Origin of the sequence: Blautia sp. SC05B48, from assembly GCF_005848555.1 — a bacterium.
Classification (GTDB): domain Bacteria; phylum Bacillota; class Clostridia; order Lachnospirales; family Lachnospiraceae; genus Blautia_A.
In genome coordinates this window covers 819,749-840,546 of record NZ_CP040518.1, presented here as the reverse complement: position 1 = coordinate 840,546, position 20,798 = coordinate 819,749, and the positions used below count along the sequence as shown (strand labels likewise).

The following is a 20,798-nucleotide window of genomic DNA, read 5'->3' as shown; positions in this document are numbered from 1 at the left end:
TTTTACTTGAGAATAGTCTATTTTCACAGAAGTTGTGCACCAATTTCCATGTGGAAAATGTGGATAGTGTGGAAAACTTTGAGGATAACATTATCAGCAACTAACAAAAACCTTAATTTTGTAAGAAAAATGCGGTATTTGTTGGATTTGGCTGTTGAATTATGTCAAGTAGGTTATACACAAAAAAATCCACATGCCAGGCACGTCTGAAATGTGCATAAGCATGTGGATAATGTGGATAATTATTTTCCGAGAAGGTGTTCTCCAATGTTTACAACGTCTCCGGCGCCCATAGTTATCAACAGATCACCATGTGCACAACTTTTTAAGAGGAAGCTCTCGATTTCATCAAAAGTCGGGAAATATTCGCAGGGGGTTCCAAGTTCCTGGATCTGTTTCTGGAGATCCTGGGAAGAAATACCAAGATTGTCTGTTTCTCGTGCGGCATAAATATCAGCCAGTACAACATGATCGGCCAGAGTCAGCGCTTTTGCAAATTCCGGAAGAAGAGCTTTGGTACGTGTGTAGGTATGAGGCTGGAATACACACCATACCTTCTGATGCGGATAATTCTTTGCAGCATGAAGGGTTGCCTCGATCTCGGTTGGATGATGAGCGTAATCATCAATGATGGTGACACCGCCGATCTCGCCTTTATACTGGAAACGACGGTCTGTACCGGTAAAGCTTCCGAGACCTTTGACGATCACATCATCCGGAAGGTCCAGAAGGCGTCCTATGGCAATAGCAGCCAGCGCATTGGATACATTGTGGATGCCCGGTACACGAAGGTAATAGCTGCCGATCTTTTTGCCCCGGAAGAGAACGGAGAAGGAAGGATGTCCGTATTTATCCCAGGTAATGTCTGCCGCGGTGTAATCGGCATCGTGCTCCAGACCATAGGTAAGAACAGTGCATGGAAGCTCCCGGATGATCGTCTCATACTCCGGTGTGTCGGCGTTGATGATCAGAGTACCGTCAGCAGGGAGAAGCTCTGCAAATTTCCGGAAGGAATGGCGGATGTCATCGATGTCCTTGAAGAAATCCAGATGATCGGCATCCATGTTCAGGATCACACTGATCTTAGGGAAGAAGCTTAAAAAGCTGTTGGTGTATTCGCATGCCTCTGTGATAAAGGTCTCAGAATTTCCAACGCGGATATTTCCGTGGATAGCAGGAAGGATTCCGCCAACACTGATGGTAGGATCACAGTCACCCTCAAGAAGGATATGAGAAACCATGGAAGTAGTAGTGGTTTTTCCGTGGGTTCCGGAAATTGCGATTGGTGTATCGTAGTTCCGCATGATCTGGCCCAGAAGCTCTGCGCGGGTGAGCATTGGAAGCCCTTTTTCTTTCGCACAGGCAAATTCCGGGTTGTCCGGGTGGATCGCTGCTGTATAGACAACCACATCTACGTCATCCTTGATGTTGGAAGCGCGCTGTCCGTAATAGATCGTAGCGCCACGCTCTTCCAGTGTGCGGGTCAGCGGGCTGGATTTGGCATCGGAACCGGAAATCCGGAAATTTTCTTCCAGAAGGATCTCGGCAAGGCCGCTCATGCTGATGCCTCCGATCCCGATGAAATGAATATGGAGCGGTTTATGAAAGTCTATCTGATACATAATAATCTCCTTATATATGTTATTTTCGTAGCTCTTTTGTCTGTTTTATTATAACGCCAACAGAAACAATTGAAAAGTGGTTCTTTTGGCTAAAAAAGCGGTTTTTTCCGGAATATAAAAGTAACCAGAAAACAACATCGAAAAATGTTGAAAATTACCAGATGAATGAAGAAAATGATGAGTCTTACCAATTTATAATATACAATAGCGATAAAAAAAATAAAATACAGATAAATTAATTGTAAAAAATGTTCACTAACACAGTAAAGTATGCTATAATGGAATAATCATAACATACAAGAGGTGATCGCATGATTAAGAAAGAGATGATTGCCATGCTCTTGGCCGGTGGGCAAGGCAGCAGGTTAGGAGTTTTGACAGAAAAGGTTGCAAAGCCGGCAGTCGCTTTTGGTGGTAAATATCGTATCATCGATTTTCCACTGAGCAATTGTATTAACTCGGGAATTGACACGGTGGGTGTGCTGACACAGTACCAGCCTCTCCGCCTGAATACACATATCGGTATCGGTATTCCGTGGGATCTGGACCGCAATGAAGGCGGTGTCACAGTCCTTCCTCCATATGAGAAGAGCACAAGCAGCGAATGGTATACAGGAACTGCCAATGCGATCTATCAGAATCTGGCTTATATGGAGCAGTATAACCCGGATTATGTACTGATCCTTTCCGGTGACCATATCTATAAGATGGATTACGAAGTGATGCTGGATTTCCACAAAGCGAACAAGGCAGATATTACAATCGCGTGTATGCCGGTTCCCATTGAGGAAGCCAGCCGTTTTGGTATTATGGTTACTGATGAGAACAGCCGTATTACTGAGTTTGAGGAGAAACCGGAGCATCCAAGCAGCAATCTTGCATCCATGGGTATCTATATTTTCTCATGGCCGGTTCTTAAGGAAGCACTGATCGCCCTGAAGGATCAGAATGGCTGCGACTTCGGTAAACATATCCTTCCGTACTGTAAAGAGAAAGGACAGCGCCTTTTTGCTTACGAGTACAACGGCTATTGGAAAGATGTAGGAACTCTTGGTTCTTACTGGGAAGCAAATATGGAGCTGATCGATATCATTCCGGAGTTTAATCTTTATGAGGAATTCTGGAGGATCTACACCAAGGGAGATGTGATCCCGCCACAGTATATTTCCGCAGATGCAGTTGTGGACAAGTGTATCATCGGTGAGGGAACAGAAATCTATGGTGAAGTACATAATTCAGTGATTGGTCCGAATGTTATCATCGGCAAGGGCAGTGTGATACGTGATTCTATTATCATGAAGAATACAGCAGTTGGTGAGAATGTTGTTATGGATAAAGCTATCGTGGCAGAAGATGTTGTCATCGGAAATAATGTTGTGATCGGATGCGGCGAGGAAGTACCGAATGTTCTGAAACCGGCTGTATATTCCTTTGGACTTGTGGCTATCGGCGAAAACAGCGTGATTCCGGACAGTGTCAAAATCGGTAAGAATACCGCTATCGCCGGTGTTACAACAAAAGAAGACTACCCTGACGGAGAACTGGCAGCCGGCCAGGTAATTGCAGCAAAGGACGGTGGGAAAGAATGAGAGCGATAGGTATTATTTTGGCAGGCGGTAATAATAACCGCATGAGAGAATTATCAAACAAAAGAGCAATCGCGGCAATGCCTATTGCAGGAAGTTACCGCGCGATCGACTTTGCCCTCAGCAACATGGCAAATTCACATATCCAGAAGGTTGCTGTGCTGACACAGTATAATGCCCGTTCCCTTAACGAGCATTTGAGTTCATCCAAATGGTGGGATTTCGGAAGAAAACAGGGAGGACTTTATGTCTTTACTCCAACCATTACCAGAGACAACAGCTTATGGTATCAGGGTACTGCAGATGCTATCTATCAGAACCTGAGCTTTTTAAAGAACAGTCATGAACCCTATGTGGTGATCGCTTCCGGTGATGGAATCTACAAGCTGGATTACAATAAAGTCCTGGAGTATCATATCGCAAAGCGGGCAGATGTTACCGTTGTATGTACTACATGCAAGGATCAGAGCCAGGTTGAAAGATTTGGTGTTCTCCGCATGAATGAGGACTGTCGGATCGAGGAATTTGAAGAGAAACCGATCGTTTCCTCCTATAATACAGTATCTACTGGTATCTATGTCATCCGAAGAAGGCAGCTGATCGAACTGATCGAGCGTGCTGCCCAGGAAGGAAGGCATGATTTTGTAAATGATATTCTTATCCGTTACAAAAATCTGAAGAGGATTTACGGATATAAGATCGATAACTACTGGAATAATATCTCTACTGCAGAGGCTTATTATCAGACAAACATGGATTTCCTGAAACCGGAAATCCGGAACTATTTCTTCAAACAGGAGCCGGCGATCAAGACCAAGATCGCAGATGTACCTCCTGCTAAGTACAATCCGGGTGCAACTGTGAAGAACAGTCTGGTATCCAGTGGATGTATCATCAACGGAACCGTGGAGAACTCTGTTCTGTTCCGTGATGTATTTGTAGGAAATAACTGTGTGATCAAAAACTCTGTGATCCTTAATGACGTATATCTTGGAGATAATACGCATATTGAGAATTGCATTGTTGAGAGCCGGGATACCATCCGGGCGAATTCATATTACAGCGGCGAAGAAGGAGAAGTGAAGATCGTCGTAGAGAAAAACGAACGCTACGTATTATAAATGCGGAAGATCAGATTTCCGCAGATACGGTTAGCGAAATGAAAGGGGCAAGTAGCAATGAATATTACAGATGTACGTGTGAGGAAGGTAGCGAAAGAAGGGAAAATGAAGGCCGTTGTGTCTGTCACAATAGATGATGAGTTTGTGGTACATGACATCAAAGTGATCGAAGGCGAGAAGGGGCTGTTCATCGCAATGCCAAGCCGTAAGGCAAGCGACGGTGAATATCGTGACATCGCTCATCCGATCAATTCAGCAACAAGAGAGCAGATCCAGACGATCATCTTGGACAAGTATCAGGAAGTAATGGCTGAGGAAGCTGAGAATGAGGTTCTTATGGAGGCTGCGGAGTAAGAGAAGCAGCTTCAGGGGGGATTACATCAGAGAAGTATTCTCGTAGCTGATGATTTTTGAATTGGAACAGCATAGAATAAAAACTGCCGTTTTACAGATAAATCTGTGAGAGGGCAGTTTTTTCATGCTCCGGAAAACAAAAAAACGCTTTCCAGTTCATAAATATTTAAATTATTACGTATTTGTTACAAAAATAAAATAAAATTGTTGCTTTCTATGAAAAATGTGTTATACTAGAACCCATGAAAGGACGAAAGGTGTTTATATGAAGAATAGAAAAGTTTTCACATTACTGCTTACGGGTATGCTCACTCTTTCCATGGGAAACCCCGTATATGCATCAGGTACAGACGCTGCGATCGCAGAGGCACAGGCGGAGAAACAGGCCGCTGAAGAGGGTCTTGCACAGGTACAGAGCAGCATCGGCACACTGGAGAGCAAGAAGCAGGAGCTGGAGAGCTATCTGGCTGATTTAAACGCACAGTATGAGGATCTTACCAACAGCATTTCTGAGCTTAGTATCCAGGCTGCTGAGAAGGAAGATGAATTAAATAACGTAAAAAAAGAACTGAAAAAAGCGAAAAAGGCATCTGCAGATCAGTATGAATCCATGAAGCTTCGAATCGCATATATGTATGAGAATGCCGGGACTTCCGCACTGGAGACACTGCTTTCTTCCGAGAGCCTTGCAGAATTCCTCAATCGCGCGGAGAATGCGATCCAGATTTCTACATACGACAGAGACATGCTGGATAAATATGTGAGTCTTCAGAAGAATATCCAGGAGAATGAGAAAAAGGTTGAAACGGAGTCAGCAGAGATCGATGAACTGATGACGGAGCGTGCAGCCAAGCAGCAGGAAGTGCAGTCCATGGCTTCCAGCACAAGCGATGATATTAATTCTTATGTAAATCAGATCAGCGCCAGCCAGGAAGAGGCTCAGCAGCTGATGGCAGATATCAGTAATGCAGACAGCAGTATTACCGCTCTGGTACAGCAGGCAGAGGCGGAGAAGGCTGCAGAAGAGAAAGCTAAGGCTGAAGCGGCAGCAGAGGCTGAGAGACAGGCAGCAGAGGCTGCAGCCCGGGAAGAGGCCGATCAGGATAACGAGGGCAGTGAAGAGGCTGATTCTGACGATGATTACGGCTATGATCCGGAGGAGGATACAACTGAGTCTTCCAGCAGCTCTACAAGTACAGACATTGTTGTAGAAGAGGAAGAGGAAGCAGATGATGTACAGTCCGGAAGTTCCGAAGATGTTTCCGAGGACAGCTCCCAGGAGGAGGTTTCCAATGATGAGACAGCTTCCGAGGAGACGGAAGATGCCTCTGCGGATACGTCCGATTCCGGTTCTTCCAGTCAGGGAACATATCTTGGAAACTTCACACTGACCGCATACTGCAACTGTGCACAGTGCTGCGGTACAGCCGGCAATCTTACCGCCAGCGGAACAGTTCCGACAGCAGGACGTACCGTTGCTATGGCAGGTGTTCCGTTTGGTACCAAGCTTCTGATCAACGGCACTGTTTATACGGTAGAGGATCTGGGAACTCCTTACGGACATGTGGATATCTACTGTGGAAGCCATTCTGAGGCATTAAGCTTCGGACTTCAGTCAGCAGATGTATATCAGGTGGGCTGATCCGGAAGACTATCAGGAAAAATCAACAATAAATAAGCACAGCGCTGCATGATCACAGGAAGATCTTTGCAGCGCTGTTTTGCGTGATACAGATATGTTTCTATGAAAAACATCCGGAAAATATGCCGTGTGGAAATTACGTTGTTTCCGATGATACGGAAATTTTACAGATACGGCGTACCCGGGATCTCCGGATAGGTTCCCATACCGATGAGAAGCTCAAGACCTGTCTGACGGCCTTCCAGTACAGCAGCTTTTACAGCACTGGCATCACCGGAGATGGCGATGATCACTTCATTGGAATGACTGGTACCGATATTCGGAGTCATATATTGTGTAATTGATACTGCTGCGGATTTCACGGCATTATCTGCCATCACAAGACCGATAGCAGCCGGAGAACCTGCCATGAAACCAAATGCTTCACCCAGAGGTGTGCCGAAGGCTTTATGGATAGCAGGACCTGCACTTGCGGAAAAAGCAAACTCCAGGTGGCCGGATTCGCTGATGTAGACCTCACCTGCATATTTGTTAGTCAGTTCCAGAGCCAGAGAAATGGCGTGACGCACGTCGGATACATCATTTCCGCCAAGGACGATATAGTTTCCGTGACCGCCCCAGCCCTTGGTATCTCTTGGAAGTTCAATGGAAAGGACTTCTGTATTTGTGGCTTTTACTGCATCGTCAATAGCTGTGATCTGGCCGGCAGCGCCTGTTCGGGAACTGAAAAGCCCCAGACAGTGGTATTGGGTACCTACGTTCATCTCTTTAAGCAGAGAATCATCAACTCCGGAGATCACGAGTCCGATTGTGTCAAGAACTGCGGTCCCTACAAATTCGGTCCGTGTGCAGTTGGTGCTGATGTTATGAATATCGTGTATATCCATGTGGAAAAATCCCCCCTTTTGCTGAAAACTCATTGATTTCAGTATAGCATCAGAGGGAGAAATTTGAAAGTGAAAATTGGCAATATTATTTACAAATGACAGGTTTGCGTTACTGTTCACTGGTAATGTCCCGCGAGGTGTTTTTTGTGAGCGAAGGTCACAGAAAACCCGAGACATACCGCGCGAATTTATGCGATCAGCATAAATTCTGGGCATCGCGAAGCGTGTTACTGAGAACGGAGTGAACAGTGACAGGTTTGCGTATGGCAGACGGTATTATGAAAAATGTAAACTTAAAAATGTAATTGAGTTGACAATCAAATTCTGTTATGTTAAATTGTTAACAGCAAAAGAGTGGATATCATTTATAAAGGACTTGAATGATCTTCCGCCAGGAAAAGCAGAAAAGGAAAGAGAGGATACAGATTATTATGACAACAGTGGCAGCAGGCAGAAGCAAGACGTATGATCTTGTTTACATTGCAGTTTTTGCGGTAGTGATGGCAGTTTGCTCATGGATTTCCATTCCGGCACAGGTACCGTTTACGCTGCAGACATTCGGAGTATTTATGGCAGTTGGTGTGCTTGGAGGAAAAAGAGGAACTCTGGCAATTCTGGTTTACGTTCTTCTTGGAGCAGTAGGAGTTCCGGTTTTTGCGGGATTTTCCGGAGGCATTGGAGCTCTTCTCGGAAATGCAGGTGGATATATCGTTGGATTTATCTTTTCAGCACTTGTTATGTGGGCATTTGAGCGCATTTTTGGCAGAAAGCCGGTCGTTCAGATCATTTCCATGGTTGTTGGACTGATCGTATGCTATGCCTTTGGAACCGTATGGTTTATGTTTGCTTACACAAGAAGCACAGGTCCGATAGGTCTTATGGCAGTTCTTGGCTGGTGTGTAATCCCGTTTATCATTCCGGATCTTATCAAGATCGCACTGGCTTATGTTTTATCAGGAAAGGTACGTAAATATGCAAGATAAAAGCAGTGCTGTGGCATATGCTTCTGATGAGGGCACAGAGGAAATGGTCATTCCGCTGCGCCCTCATCATGGTATGTGCCTGGCGTATTTTAAGGGAGAAGGCTACAGTAACGGTTTTACTGCACATATGTCCGAGATGCTGAAGATTTTTCTGGAGGGAAAGAAAATAAGGCTTCATGTGGATACGGATGAGATTTGCTCTGCCTGTCCGAATAATCGGGGCGGACATTGCGAAGCCGGAGATAAAGTGGCAGAGTATGATAATGCAGTGCTGGAAAAATGTGGACTGAAGGCCGGACAGACATTGTACTTCAGCGAGTTTACAAAAAAAGTCCAGGAAAAAATCCTTGCGATAGATAAACGTAAGAAAATCTGTGGAAACTGCCAGTGGAACAGTATCTGCGAAGAACAGAAGAGCCGCTGGGCATAAAAGAAAGCAAAAATATAGAAATATAAAAAGTATATGATCTGAGAATGCCGGAGGAAATGGCAATGTCTGTTGCATTTCCTGGAATGATGTCTTGGAATATATACTTTTTTTATTTTAAATTATCAGATAATAATGCAAAAATATTTTGAAAACAATTTTTAGTTGAGAAAAAAATAACAATAACCGTGAGGCTTTTTTGCCAGATATGTATAGACAAATAATTCCGGTATTGATAAAATAACGATATGTTAGTTTAAACAAACTAAAGTGTGCTTGACAGAGCACTTCTGCAGAAGCTGATATATGTTGAATATCCTGCAGAAGAAATTTCAATTAACCAGAGCAGCTGTAAGATCATGATCTGGTATAAAGTTGTGTAATATAAAAGACACAGAGGAGGACAGGTATGCATAAGTGGAAGCTTTTTAAGAAGTCAGCTGCGCTCGTACTGAGCTCAGCGGTGATCGCGTCAGGAGTGCCGGTAACGGCAATGGCGTCTGAGGCGGAAGTTTTTAGTGACGTGTCAGGAGAGACACAAGGAGAGACAGCACAGGAAGAAGGAGAGAACGAGGATCAGGAGTCTGTTTCCCAGGATCAGCCGGAAGTTGGTGAAGCTGATATTCAGTCGGAAGAGCCAGAAGAAAGTGATGCAGAAGCTATTCAGGAAGAAGTAGCAGAAATTTCAGCAGAAGAGATTCAACAGGAAGAGGAAGAGCAGATCCAGGAGGATACAAAAGAGGTATTCGGTGATGGAGAAGCATTTATGGCAGAAGCAGGCGAGGTCCTTCAGGATGCTTCTGAGATCACTGTTGCAGGAGTGAAATATCTCTGGTCCATGCAGCCGGCAGAGGGATATACACAGATAGGTACAACAGGCGTTTATGTAAAAGCGGCAGACGGGCAGACAGCTCTGACCGGAAAGCTGTACGGAACGACAACCTTAAGTTATTCGGAATTTTATGCCGGCGATACCACTCAGGAGAGCTATGACGCTATCACTTCGGCAACAACGAGTAAAAATCAGATTTTTACCAATGAGGACAGCACAGAAGTAACCTCTTCAGGATATCAGATCCAGGGTGTGAAGAATGTAAGTGTTGCAGTGGATGCAGAAACTTATGTAGATGCACAGGTGCTGAAAGCTGTTTCCAAGCTTCCGAAAAAGGGTGTCTATACAGAGGCAGCAGATATTACGCTGAATGAAGCACCGTCACAGGAAACAGGACAGTATAAAACACTGAATACAGACGGAACATACAGTGCAACAAAATTCGATGTAAAGGCAACGGTCACAGATGCATCTGCCCAGATCCAGGCACCGTCGATCTGGGGCGATTACATGCTGGTGGTAAAAGAAGTCGGCACAAAATATCTCCGCAATTCCAGACAGGGTGATTTTGCCGTAGGTGGAAATACACTGGGAGTAATCCTTGAAACTGCCAGCGGTAAGAAGGTAGGACTTCGTCATACCTATGAAATCTGGGTACAGCCTTACGAACTTGCATTTTCAGCAGGATCCGGGCTTATCGGGGAAAAAATATCAAAGGTGACTTATATTACTCCGGACGGCTCCTATGTATATGAGTTTGGAGACAAAGCGCCTCTTGTAAAAAAACAGCCTGAAGCAGGAATGAAGGTACAGGCGGCTTTTGTGAAAGAAAATACAACCCAGGTTAAAGTTGATGACCTTGACAAATATGAAAACCCTAAGGTTTCCGTATACTATACAACAGGAAGGGGCCATGGTAAAAAAACAACATATGTTGTAGATCATGCAGCGGCAGAGAACGGGGTGGTAACCTTTGACAGCAGTGTAGCCAGGGCCGGGGATGAAATCTACACGGTTATGATCTCAAGCGACAATTATGTGGATATGACAAAAAATATCACACTGACAGGCCAGCCGATCACGGTTTCCAATGTTTCCTATTACTGGGTAAAGGGAGCAGTGGATGGATATACACAAATTCCGGGAACGGATATTTATTATAAGGCGGCAAATGGACATCAGGCACTGACAGGAACACTTTACGGTACGGCATCTCTGTCATACGAGGAATTTTATGCAGGAGATGCAACGAGCCGCAAATATGATTCCGTTACATCTGCCACAACCAGAAAAAGCACTGCTTTCGGAAATGCAGATGTTCAGAATCTGACAGAAAATGGTTATGAGATCGCAGGAGTAAAAAAGGTTAGTGTAGCTACAGATGCAAAAACGTATGTAGAGGCGCGGATCCTTTCAGAAGCGGGAGAACTTCCGGAAAGCGGAGCATATACAGAAGCAGCAGGGATCACCCTTGGACGTACTCCGACGGTAGAGCCTGGGCAGTATAAAACATTGAATGCAGATGGAACATACAGTGCTACAAAATTTAATGTAAAGGCAACTGTGACAGATGCGGAGGCAACACTCAATACATCTTCTCGTTGGGGAGATTATGAGATCAAAGTAAAAGAAACCAGCACAAAATATCTCCGCGACACAAAGAGTGATGCTGGTTTTGCAGTTAACTCCGGGATCCAGGGAATGATCCTGGAAACAACAGATGGCGGAAAATATGGTATGCGTCATATGAACGAGATGTGGGTGAAGGTATATAAGGCTGCGTTTGCAAAAGATGCAGGTCTTGAAGGAAAAACCGTAAACAGGATCACGTATATTATGTCAGACGGTGCGTATGTATATGAATTTGCAGATGGTATTTATATCAAACCGCAGGCAACAGAAGAGATGGATGTTTCTCCGGAATTTACGGACAGCACCCATGTAAAGCTTGCAAATCTTGATAAATACAAAAATCCGAAGGTATCTGTTTTCTATACAACAGGTGTCGGACATGATTCACAGACAACATATCTTGTACAGGATGGTGTAGCCGCAGATGGAGTGGTTGCTTTGGATTCTACTGTAGCGAGACCGGAAAATGAAACCTATACAGTAAGAGTCTCCAGTGATGATCACGCGGATGTTTCTGTTCAGCTGGTGTATGGAACAATTGCTTTTAAAGAAAATTCAGGAGTTCTTTATGTCGGAAGCTCCAGACAGCTTGAAGCAACAGGCGAAAATTGCAAGGATGTAACATACGCTTCCGATAATGAAACGGTTGCATCTGTAGACGAGAACGGAAAAGTAACTGCAAAAGCAGCAGGAACAGCCGTGATCACAGCAACATCTGCTGCAGGAAAAACTGCACAGTACAAGCTTACTGTAAAAACGCCATCTGTAAAAATAAATGTATCATCGAAAACGCTTTATGTAAAAGGATCTCCAGCTACGGTGACGCTGAAAGCAACGACCGCAGGTGTTACCGGAAAAGTAACCTATACAAGCAGCAAACCATCTGTTGCAGCTGTAGCCGCAAATGGAAAGGTAACTGCAAAGGCGGCAGGAACAGCTGTGATCACAGCGAAATGCGGAAATTATAAAGCAACCTGCAAAATTACAGTTAAGAAGCCGTCTGTAAAAGCTTCGGCTTCAGCGAAAACTGTATTTGTGGGTGGAACAAGCCAGATCACAGTGAAAAAAACAGGCGTTAGCGGAAAAGTTACTTATACAAGCAGTAATAAATCCGTTGCAGTGGTAAGCGCAGGCGGAAAAGTAACAGCAAAAAAAGCAGGAACAGCTACAATTACAGTAAAATGCGGAAGCTACAAAGCAACCTGCAAGATCACAGTGAAAAAAGGCAGCCTGAAGATCACATCCAAAACAGCTGTAAGTGTAAAAGCAAAGAAAACAACAGCCATCAAGGCAGCAGCCACTTCAAAGGCAAAGATCACCTACAGAAGCAGCAACACAAAAGTTGCTACTGTAAGCAGCAAAGGTGTTGTTAAAGGTGTGAAAAAAGGAAAAGCTGTTATCTATGTAAGCAGCAACGGAATCACAAAAAAGGTAACAGTTACAGTGAAATAAGCATATATTTCACCTGAATATACTTGATATGTTATAAAGAACCTTTCCCAAAACTGCTTCGGGTCTGCGAAAATGCACGCCCGAAGCAGGAAAAAAGAAAAAATTCGATTTTTTTGAAAAATTTTAATTTTTTCTATTGACAAAGTAAAGAAACTCTAATATAATAGCTCTTGCAGTTGAGCAATACATAAACAACTGAAACAGAATAACGAAGCGTGGCTCAGTTTGGTAGAGCGCTGCGTTCGGGACGCAGAGGTCGCAGGTTCAAATCCTGTCGCTTCGACTAACAGCTTGAGAATCCCTTGGTTGAGGGATTCTTTTTTACTTGTGAAAAATGAAGGAACGTAGGTTTGTGTTACCTTGTGTTACCTCAATGAGAAAAGAAAGGAGAATCTTCTACATTTGCCAGGAAAAAAATAAAGATAAAGGTAATACATGGGAAAAGGTAAAGAAAAGCGAGAAATAAAATATAGATTAAGAGAAAGCCTTTGGTGAATGTCCCGAGCGTGGATCGCCAGGGGGTTTTTATATTTACAGATGAAAATATTCTTGAATGCTTTGAATAGTAGTGCTATAATACAAACATAAAGAACAACCGCCCACAAGGGGTTGACCTTATAAGAGAAGATTAGAAAATCCCACCCTGTACTCGGCCAAAGTTTTTGGGTGGTTTTTCTATGTAAAGAATTACTTACAAAACGTTAATACGAACGTAAGCAATGCTAGAATGAACATGCCAAAAGCCATAAGATCTTTGAAGTCAAAATGGTTGTCGTTCATCAGCACCACCTCCATCCTTTTTGGACTAGAGGTCAGCCACCCTGTAACACGATTGTTCCTGTACAGTGTAGCATATACGGAGAACCCTGACAAGCGCAAAATGTTCTAAGATAGTAATGCTTTTTTGACAAAAGCGAAAATTTTCCGCATATTTTAATTTCGCACCTGTCTGTTGATATTCTGTGTTGATGTACCGATTCTGGTATAGCCGTATTTTTCGACTAACAGCTTGAGAATCCCTTGGTTGAGGGATTCTTTTTTTGCGTTTGTACATCCTGGAGCTTTTTCACGTTGATGGAATGATTTCTCTTAAACTTCATATATATTAACGAAACCGAAATACCGGAGGGACGTGCGTTGGCTGGATATCAGCGTTTTGTTGCGTATGTGTACGAGTATCGGAAAGGAAAAAAAGACGGCAGCAGCGGTTATGTGAGGGTGGAGGCCAGAGATAGGAAATGCCGTGTGGAGGTTCATTTGCGTTGTGTTGGACTGGAGCCTGGAAGTCGGTGCAAAGTGTATGGGTTTGTGCGGCGGGAAGGGCTGATGGATGGTATTTTGATCGGAAGCTGTGTTACCGGGCAGGAGCGGATCGAGTGCGCGCTGGAGACGGATACAGGGGATATTGGAGGCATGGGAAAAAGTCTTCAGGAGCTTGGAGGACTGCTTCTGATCTCCGATGCCGGCGGATTCTGGGGAACAGAATGGGATGATCAGCCGATACGGCCGGAGAATTTCCGCGAGTGGAAGAAAAAAGAAACGGAACCTCGGAAGGAAGCGGAGAAAACAGGAACGGAATATCAGAAGGCAGCGGAGAAAAAAGGCAGAGAGCGGGGAGAAAAGGAGGAAGAAAATCAAAAAGACGGAACCTTGCCAGAAGTGCAGGAATATCAGAAGAAGTCAGACAGGATCATGACGGTAGAGGAAGTTCAGGAGGAGGTATTGAAGGCATCGGAAACCGGAAATTCATATCAGGCTCCCGGTCCGCATCCGCCGGAATCACCGCGGCCAGGCCAGCCATCACCGCATCCGCCGGAACCACCGCAGCCAGGCCAGCCATCACCGCATCCGCCGGAACCACCGCGGCCAGGCCAGCCATCACCGCATCCGCCGGAACCATCGCGACCTGAGCCATCTCGTCCACTTCCGGGAATACCCTGTGATGATCCGTTTAACGACGGCTATTTCACAGACTGTCGCAAGATCAGACCATCGGACTGCAGTGCCTTATGCAGACAAAACGGCTGCTTCTGCAGCAACCGTTTTGTCATGTACGGATATCAGAATTTCGGCCATCTTCTGCTGTGCAGAAATCATCAGGGACAGTACATACTGGGTGTGCCCGGAGGATACAGCCAGCAGGAACGGTTTATGGCCAATATGTTTGGCTTTCCCTACTTTAAGGAATGTCCGGATATTCATATCCCAGGCGGAAAGGGAGGATACTGGTACTGTTTTATTAACATCTGATCAGAAAAATTTCAGCATCCATGCAGATAAGCAAACAGTTTTGCAAATCCGCAGATCACAGCTCCATACCACGAATTTCTACTACCGGGATCGTCTGAGACAGGATATCCCGGTAGTTTATCATTTCTTTCTCGGAGCAGGCAGAGAATCCCGGCATCAGAACTCCGTCGGAATCCCGATAAGCCTGGAGATAATAAGCTTTTGCACCGCTTAACCATCGGCTGATCTCCTGAAAATCTTTTTCAGAATGAAGTTCCTTCACAACCGTTGTACGAAATTCATAATCAAGGTGTCCCTCCAGCAGCCATCCGGCAGTTTCCCGGATCCCATCCAGATCAGCATGTACACCGGTAAGCGCATGATAGTTGGAAGGACAGGCTTTGATATCCATGGCAACCTTGTTGATCAGGTCAGCTGCTGCGAGATCTTTTACCACGGAGGGGCGGGAACCGTTGGTATCGAGCTTTACATCATAGCCCAGCTCCCTGATCCTGCCGAGAAATTCCGGCAGTTCCGGGGCAAGCGTGGGTTCACCGCCGGAAATGCAGACGCCATCCAGGATCCCCTTTCTTTTTTTCAGAAAAGCCAGGATTTCCTCCTGGGAATATTCAGGCTGGTTATCAGGCTCCACGACAAGAGCTCCGTTCTGGCAGAATGGGCAGCGGAAATTGCAGCCGCCTAAGAATATGGTACAGGCTACCCTTCCCGGATAATCCAGCAGGGTTGTTTTGTTAAATCCACATATTTTCATAGGAAAATCCCCTTGTTTCTCTTATTTATGATACTACAAGCATACTCTCCCCCGAAAAAAGCCGCAAGCCTTTTTAACCGAATCAAGTAAGTTTCCTGCGAAGTTGTGAAAAGCAATAAGCAGGGTTGGGGACTTGCTCATGGAAGAAAAAAAACATATAATTTATTCCAATAACAGCCCGATATTATAGATGAAAGGATGTTGACATGGTAGAACATACATTGTTGAGAAAACTGGAAAGCCTGTGGGGAATTCCCATTTTTTATGCAGATGAAGCAGGAGAAAATATCCGGAGTCTTGGGGTTTTTCCCGAAAAACAGAATCCGCTGACTGTATCAGAGGACTTGCGCCGGTCCCTGATCTGCCAGACAAAAGAACAGAATGTACCGACTATTTATAAGGCTTTTGATAAAATTTATTTCTTTTGTGTTCAGAGCGGCCAGGATTTCTATCTGTCAGGTCCGGTATGTGCAGAAGAGCTCAGCTATGTGGAAATACATCAGTTTTATAAGAAATATCACATGTCAATGAAGGAAGAACGCCATCCGGACAAAATGACACTGAACCGAATGTTGAATTTCGTAAGTTTTCTGTATGAGCTTTTGGAGGGAAAGGATATTCAGCCGGACGATCTTATGGAAAAAAATAATCTCATCGAGGAAAAAGAAGCTTGGGAGGAGGGGGAAACAGTTCGCATTGAACTGGACGACTCGGATGCGGCAGCCTACCATCATACATATATGGAAGAACGATATGTACTGGATAGCATACGTGAAGGAAATGTGGAAGAGGTTAATGAACGAGCCACGGCACTTTTGGAAAAAGGAGGGATCCTTTCCAGAAAACATTTTAATCATCAGAGGAATCTGGCTATTGTGACAACTACACTGGCAACAAGAGAAGCTATATCAGGAGGAGTTTCGCCGGCAGATGCATATCGTCTCAGTGATCATTTCATTAATCAGATCGATCAATGCCGGACTATGGAAGAAATGATCGAACTGAACCAAAGATGCTTTTATAAATTTACAAAGCTGGTAGCTGACACCAGAAAAACAAGAAGCTTTTCCAGCTATACAGAGCAGTGCAAGGATTATATTTCCCGGAATTATCACCATAAGATATATCTTGAGGATATCGCAGAGGCTATCGGGATCAGCCCGGGTCACCTTTCCAGAAGCTTCCGGCAGGATACGGGAGAGAAGATCGTGGATTATATCCGGAAATTTCGTGTAGAAAGAGCTGCCAATCTCCTGAAATATTCCGATGCGACCCTGTCAGAGATCAGTGATTATGTATGCTTCAATTCCCAGAGTCATTTTGGCAGTGTATTTAAAGAATATATGAAAATGACTCCCAGGCAGTACCGGGAAAAATATAAGCGTAAGGAATTTTATTCTTGAATAAGTTTATAAAACTATTAGAAATGTGTTGGGGAAATGATAAAAATATCAAAAAAATGATAACGAAAATCAAATAGCTTTGATTATAATATGCTTGTCGTTGAGACATACCTGATTGATCCGCCAGAAACAGGGCGCGCAGAAAAAATTTACATGTTCCGGAGTGGATCGTTAAATCAACATAAAAAAGGTGGAGGAAAAATGCAAAAGTTAAAACACGAACCGGCATATTATGAAACAACAAAGTTTAAATGGAGACAGCGTATCGGTTTTGGTATCAGTGATTATGCTTGTAATCTTGCTTACCTTCTTGCCAATACATATCTTCTCTTTTATTACACAAACTGCGCGGGACTTGCAGCCGGCGCTGTTGGATTTATGTTCGTTGTAACAAAATTCATCGATGCATTCACAGACTATATGGTAGGTGCAATGATCGACCGTACCGATACAAAAATGGGACGTTACCGTCCATGGATGCTTTATGGTGCACCGGTCCTTGCAGTTGGTATGGTTCTTCTGTTTTCCGTTCCGACAGGATGGAGCGCAGGTGCAAAGCTTGCATGGGCATACGTAACTTACGTTATCTTCTCATTTGGCTATACTCTGGTAAATATTCCGATGGCACCGATCGTATCTTCTCTGTCAGCATCCGCAACAGAGCGTACCAAGATTTCTACAACACGTACTGTATTTTCAAACCTTGGATCACTGACATCTTCCCTGTTCGTGCTTCCGATGGTATATTTCTTCTCCGGCTCCAAGGATGCAACTGGTGCAGCATTGGCTACCGGATATCGTAACACAAACATTGTGCTTGGAATCATCGTTATCATCATCATGGCAATCTGTGTATTCTCCATCGTGGAGATCAATCCTCCGACAAAGTCAGCAGGAAAGAGCTCTCTGATCAAGGATATCGGAAGTCTTGTAAAAAATAAATATTACATCATGTTCCTTGGCGAGGTATTTTTCCTCTTCCTTGGATATCTTTCCATGTATGGTGCAATGCAGTACTATTATACTTACATTGTTGGTGATGTAAGCGGAATGTCACTGGCACTTACTTTACTTACCTTGCTTGCAATCCCGACTATGATCCTTGCAGCTTATCTCAATGGTAAGGGAATTGCAAAGATCAAGCTGATCCAGTTTGGAGCGATCGTAGACTGTGTTGGCTTTGCGATTCTGTTTTTTACATCCAATGGAACGATCGCAACAGCATCCCTTGGACTGATCGGACTTGGCTTTGGTTTCCGTTCCAGTATGTTCTTCTCCATGATGCCTGATATCTTTGACTATACAGAGTGGCAGGTAGGAAGAAACCTTGGTGGAACACAGAATGCGATCCAGGGATTTGTAAACAAGGTTTCCTCAGCAGCAGCATCTGCTATCGTATCTGCCCTTCTTGTATGGGGTAACTACGATGCAGCAAAGCTTGATAAGGCAATGGCAGATGGTATCAGCATTGCAAAGGAGTTCCCGCAGACACATACAGCGATCAATTTTGCATTCGGTGGTCTTGCGCTGGTAGCTACAATACTTTCTATCGTTGTGCTGATCCCATATGATCTGGATAAAAAATATCCGCAGATCCGTGCAGAGCTGAACCAGCGGAATAAAGAAAACGCATAAATTTAAATCGAACAAAAAAGAAAAAATAAGGAGCATCGAAAGGTGCTCCTTTCGATTATCAGAACATCTGTTTTATATAAGGAGGAAAATATTATGTGGAATTATGCCTATACAGTACCGGAAAACAAAAAAGTAAGGGTGATCGTACATACAGATTGCAAAAACGAGGCAGATGACCAGTATGCAGTAGCGCATCATCTCATGACACCAAGATTCGACGTAAAAGGCCTTGTTGCGGGTCATTTCTGGAAAAACCCGCAGCAGTACGGCGAGCTTGGTACTGCGCAGGCAAGTTACGATGAGATCATCAAAGTCATGGAGCTTATGGGGCTTAAGAATCAGTATCCGGTAAAGCTGGGTGCACCACGCGCCCTTGAAGATGAGAATACACCTATCGATTCCGAGGGTGCAAGATTCATCATCGAGGAAGCGATGAAGGAGGATAAAAGACCGCTGTACATTGCGTGCCAGGGTGCCATTACAGACGTTGCCTCCGCACTTCTGATGAAACCGGAGATCGCAGAGCGCATGACAGTGATCTGGATCGGCGGAGCAGATTATCCAAAGGGCGGATTTGAGTTCAACCTGATGATGGATATCAACGCTGCAAACGTAGTATTTTCCTCCAAAGTGCCGGTATGGCAGGTGCCGATGAGTCTTTATAAAGTGATGGCTGTTTCTCTTGCAGAGCTTCAGCTGAAGGTACGCCCATGTGGAAAGATCGGAAAATATCTTTTTGAGCAGCTGGTGGATTTCAACCATGTAGCGGCCAAGTATGAAATGGACTGGCCGCAGGGCGAGATCTGGGGACTTGGTGATCAGGGAACCATCGCCGTTCTGATGGAAGAACTGGAAAAAGTAAGCTACGATATGGTATCTGCACCGAGAATCGCAGAGGATATGACATACATCCATGGACAGGACAACCGTGAGATCCGTGTTTACAAATATCTGGATGCAAGACTGACACTGGAAGATTTCTTTGCAAAGCTTGCTCTGAATTTTGGTGACGAGAAATAAAGCTTGAGGTAAAATGAAAATGAAAAATTATCTGGTTTTTGATGCAGGCGGAACATTTACGAAATATGCATTAATGAACGAAAATGCAGAAATTCTTGAAAAAGATAAGGTTCCCACACCGGACTATCATACAAAGACAAAAGAGGACTATTATGCAGTTCTGGACAGTGTTGTGGAGAAATACAAAAACCGCATTGAAGGTATTGCCATCAGCATGCCTGGTATGCTGGACAACAGGAATGGATATTGTGTAACAGCAGGATATCTTGGATATCTTGCAGGAAGTACTGTTGGCACAGAACTTTCCCAGCGTTACGGAATTCCGGTTTCTGTGGAAAATGATGGAAAATGTGCGGCACTTGCCGAGTTCTGGAGAGGAAGTCTTAAGGGCTGTACAAATGGGGCTGTTGTTGTTATCGGAACCGGTGTTGCAGGCGGGATCATCCTCAACGGAAAGCTTTTCCGCGGAAATCATTTTACCGCAGGCGAATACAGCTATATATGCACAGAGGCGAAGGGGCCGGCAGAGCTGGACAACTACTGGGGAATGATCAGTGGTGCGGAAGGACTTGCAAAGACTGTTGCAAAGCATACAGGAGAGGACTGGCAGATTTACGATGGATTGAAGATATTCGGTCTGGCAAATGAAGGTGATGAGAAAGTTCTGGCAGGTCTGAGGGAGTTTACAGATCGTCTTGCAGTACAGATCTATAACCTGAATATTTATCTGGATCTGGACATCATTGCTATCGGCGGAGGCATCAGCCAGCAGCCGCTTCTGCATGAATATCTTCAGAAGAGCCTGGAGGAAGTAATGAAGAATATTCCGCTGCGAAAGATAACACCATATGTTCCGGAGCCGAAGATCACAAACTGTCAATTCTACAATGACGCAAATTTAATCGGTGCTTTATATCACTTCATGAACAAATAAGCGGTTATTCCGCTTATTTGTTCATGAGGAAGTAGCGAAGCGGATTCCGAATGTCCGCTTGCAGATAATAAGCGGTTATTCCGCTTATTTGTTCATGAGGAAGTAGCGAAGCGGATTCCGAATGTCCGCTTGCAGATAATAAGCGGTTATTCCGCTTATTTGTTCATGAGGAAGTAGCGAAGCGGATTCCGAATGTCCACTTACAGATAATAAGCGGTTATTCCGCTTATTTGTTCATGAGAAAGTAGCGAAGCGGATTCCGAATGT

Annotated in this window: 15 protein-coding genes and 1 tRNA gene; 13 read left to right on the top strand and 3 right to left on the bottom strand. The window is 44.4% G+C overall.

The window, feature by feature from the left end; translation table 11 throughout:
* Positions 1-242: 242 nt before the first annotated feature.
* Complete coding sequence (gene murC / locus EYS05_RS03780) at positions 243-1,622, bottom strand: UDP-N-acetylmuramate--L-alanine ligase (protein WP_138276632.1); 1,380 nt, start codon at positions 1,620-1,622, stop codon at positions 243-245.
* A gap of 311 nt (positions 1,623-1,933) precedes the next feature.
* On the opposite strand from murC, the gene EYS05_RS03775 reads away from it, so the two are divergent.
* From EYS05_RS03775 to EYS05_RS03760, 4 genes are all read left to right on the top strand, one after another.
* Entirely contained in the window at positions 1,934-3,211 is a 1,278-nt protein-coding gene (locus EYS05_RS03775) for a glucose-1-phosphate adenylyltransferase (protein ID WP_118516028.1), read from the top strand.
* Complete coding sequence (gene glgD, locus EYS05_RS03770; RefSeq protein ID WP_118607824.1) at positions 3,208-4,329, top strand: glucose-1-phosphate adenylyltransferase subunit GlgD; 1,122 nt, start codon at positions 3,208-3,210, stop codon at positions 4,327-4,329. The genes EYS05_RS03775 and glgD overlap by 4 nt, the downstream gene beginning before the upstream one ends.
* A gap of 57 nt (positions 4,330-4,386) precedes the next feature.
* On the top strand, positions 4,387-4,683 hold the full coding sequence (spoVG, locus tag EYS05_RS03765) for a septation regulator SpoVG (protein ID WP_015525652.1): 297 nt from the start codon (positions 4,387-4,389) through the stop codon (positions 4,681-4,683).
* Positions 4,684-4,948: 265 nt separating this feature from the next.
* Positions 4,949-6,325 carry a PcsB-like coiled-coil domain-containing protein gene (locus EYS05_RS03760; RefSeq protein WP_138276631.1) on the top strand — a complete coding sequence of 459 codons (1,377 nt, stop codon included), beginning with the start codon at positions 4,949-4,951 and terminating at the stop codon, positions 6,323-6,325.
* Positions 6,326-6,489: 164 nt separating this feature from the next.
* Here the strand turns inward: EYS05_RS03760 and pduB are convergent, their stop codons facing one another.
* Positions 6,490-7,212, bottom strand: a complete 723-nt coding sequence (pduB, locus tag EYS05_RS03755; RefSeq protein WP_173740389.1) for a microcompartment protein PduB — start codon at positions 7,210-7,212, stop codon at positions 6,490-6,492.
* Between the two features lie 431 nt (positions 7,213-7,643).
* Here pduB and EYS05_RS03750 point away from each other — a divergent pair, with 431 nt between their 5' ends.
* The 5 genes from EYS05_RS03750 to EYS05_RS03730 all read left to right on the top strand — a co-directional run bounded on the left by EYS05_RS03750 (position 7,644) and on the right by EYS05_RS03730 (position 14,788).
* On the top strand, positions 7,644-8,195 hold the full coding sequence (locus tag EYS05_RS03750) for a biotin transporter BioY (RefSeq protein ID WP_138276630.1): 552 nt from the start codon (positions 7,644-7,646) through the stop codon (positions 8,193-8,195).
* On the top strand, positions 8,185-8,625 hold the full coding sequence (locus tag EYS05_RS03745) for a DUF1284 domain-containing protein (protein WP_138276629.1): 441 nt from the start codon (positions 8,185-8,187) through the stop codon (positions 8,623-8,625). The genes EYS05_RS03750 and EYS05_RS03745 overlap by 11 nt, the downstream gene beginning before the upstream one ends.
* Before the next feature lie 406 nt (positions 8,626-9,031).
* Positions 9,032-12,538, top strand: a complete 3,507-nt coding sequence (locus EYS05_RS03740; RefSeq protein WP_138276628.1) for an Ig-like domain-containing protein — start codon at positions 9,032-9,034, stop codon at positions 12,536-12,538.
* Between the two features lie 209 nt (positions 12,539-12,747).
* A tRNA-Pro gene (locus EYS05_RS03735) sits at positions 12,748-12,821 on the top strand.
* An 854-nt stretch (positions 12,822-13,675) separates the two neighbouring features.
* Positions 13,676-14,788: a DUF6128 domain-containing protein gene (locus tag EYS05_RS03730; RefSeq protein ID WP_138276627.1), complete on the top strand. Its 1,113-nt coding sequence runs from the start codon at positions 13,676-13,678 to the stop codon at positions 14,786-14,788.
* Positions 14,789-14,843: 55 nt separating this feature from the next.
* On the opposite strand, the gene EYS05_RS03725 is transcribed toward EYS05_RS03730, so the two are convergent.
* Positions 14,844-15,539, bottom strand: a complete 696-nt coding sequence (locus EYS05_RS03725; protein WP_138276626.1) for an anaerobic ribonucleoside-triphosphate reductase activating protein — start codon at positions 15,537-15,539, stop codon at positions 14,844-14,846.
* A 206-nt stretch (positions 15,540-15,745) separates the two neighbouring features.
* Between EYS05_RS03725 and EYS05_RS03720 the strand changes: the two genes are divergently transcribed.
* The 4 genes from EYS05_RS03720 (at position 15,746) to EYS05_RS03705 (ending at position 20,531) form a co-directional block, all read left to right on the top strand.
* Positions 15,746-16,942, top strand: coding sequence for a helix-turn-helix transcriptional regulator (locus tag EYS05_RS03720; protein ID WP_138276625.1), 1,197 nt, complete (start codon positions 15,746-15,748; stop codon positions 16,940-16,942).
* A gap of 201 nt (positions 16,943-17,143) precedes the next feature.
* Positions 17,144-18,577 carry an MFS transporter gene (locus tag EYS05_RS03715; protein WP_118516036.1) on the top strand — a complete coding sequence of 478 codons (1,434 nt, stop codon included), beginning with the start codon at positions 17,144-17,146 and terminating at the stop codon, positions 18,575-18,577.
* A gap of 93 nt (positions 18,578-18,670) precedes the next feature.
* Positions 18,671-19,597 (top strand): nucleoside hydrolase, encoded by a 927-nt coding sequence (locus EYS05_RS03710; RefSeq protein ID WP_118625981.1) that lies wholly within the window; start codon positions 18,671-18,673, stop codon positions 19,595-19,597.
* A 19-nt stretch (positions 19,598-19,616) separates the two neighbouring features.
* Positions 19,617-20,531: an ROK family protein gene (locus EYS05_RS03705; RefSeq protein ID WP_138276624.1), complete on the top strand. Its 915-nt coding sequence runs from the start codon at positions 19,617-19,619 to the stop codon at positions 20,529-20,531.
* Positions 20,532-20,798: the final 267 nt, after the last annotated feature.

What these genes read in the sequence shown, in the direction of transcription:
- EYS05_RS03720 (WP_138276625.1), top strand. Translation starts at nt 15,746, where the DNA reads ATGGTAGAACATACATTGTTGAGAAAACTGGAAAGCCTGTGGGGAATT.
- EYS05_RS03750 (WP_138276630.1), top strand. Translation starts at nt 7,644, where the DNA reads ATGACAACAGTGGCAGCAGGCAGAAGCAAGACGTATGATCTTGTTTAC.
- EYS05_RS03725 (WP_138276626.1), bottom strand. Translation starts at nt 15,539, where the DNA reads ATGAAAATATGTGGATTTAACAAAACAACCCTGCTGGATTATCCGGGA.
- EYS05_RS03715 (WP_118516036.1), top strand. Translation starts at nt 17,144, where the DNA reads ATGCAAAAGTTAAAACACGAACCGGCATATTATGAAACAACAAAGTTT.
- EYS05_RS03775 (WP_118516028.1), top strand. Translation starts at nt 1,934, where the DNA reads ATGATTAAGAAAGAGATGATTGCCATGCTCTTGGCCGGTGGGCAAGGC.
- EYS05_RS03740 (WP_138276628.1), top strand. Translation starts at nt 9,032, where the DNA reads ATGCATAAGTGGAAGCTTTTTAAGAAGTCAGCTGCGCTCGTACTGAGC.
- EYS05_RS03710 (WP_118625981.1), top strand. Translation starts at nt 18,671, where the DNA reads ATGTGGAATTATGCCTATACAGTACCGGAAAACAAAAAAGTAAGGGTG.
- murC (WP_138276632.1), bottom strand. Translation starts at nt 1,622, where the DNA reads ATGTATCAGATAGACTTTCATAAACCGCTCCATATTCATTTCATCGGG.
- spoVG (WP_015525652.1), top strand. Translation starts at nt 4,387, where the DNA reads ATGAATATTACAGATGTACGTGTGAGGAAGGTAGCGAAAGAAGGGAAA.
- glgD (WP_118607824.1), top strand. Translation starts at nt 3,208, where the DNA reads ATGAGAGCGATAGGTATTATTTTGGCAGGCGGTAATAATAACCGCATG.
- pduB (WP_173740389.1), bottom strand. Translation starts at nt 7,212, where the DNA reads ATGGATATACACGATATTCATAACATCAGCACCAACTGCACACGGACC.
- EYS05_RS03760 (WP_138276631.1), top strand. Translation starts at nt 4,949, where the DNA reads ATGAAGAATAGAAAAGTTTTCACATTACTGCTTACGGGTATGCTCACT.
- EYS05_RS03705 (WP_138276624.1), top strand. Translation starts at nt 19,617, where the DNA reads ATGAAAAATTATCTGGTTTTTGATGCAGGCGGAACATTTACGAAATAT.
- EYS05_RS03745 (WP_138276629.1), top strand. Translation starts at nt 8,185, where the DNA reads ATGCAAGATAAAAGCAGTGCTGTGGCATATGCTTCTGATGAGGGCACA.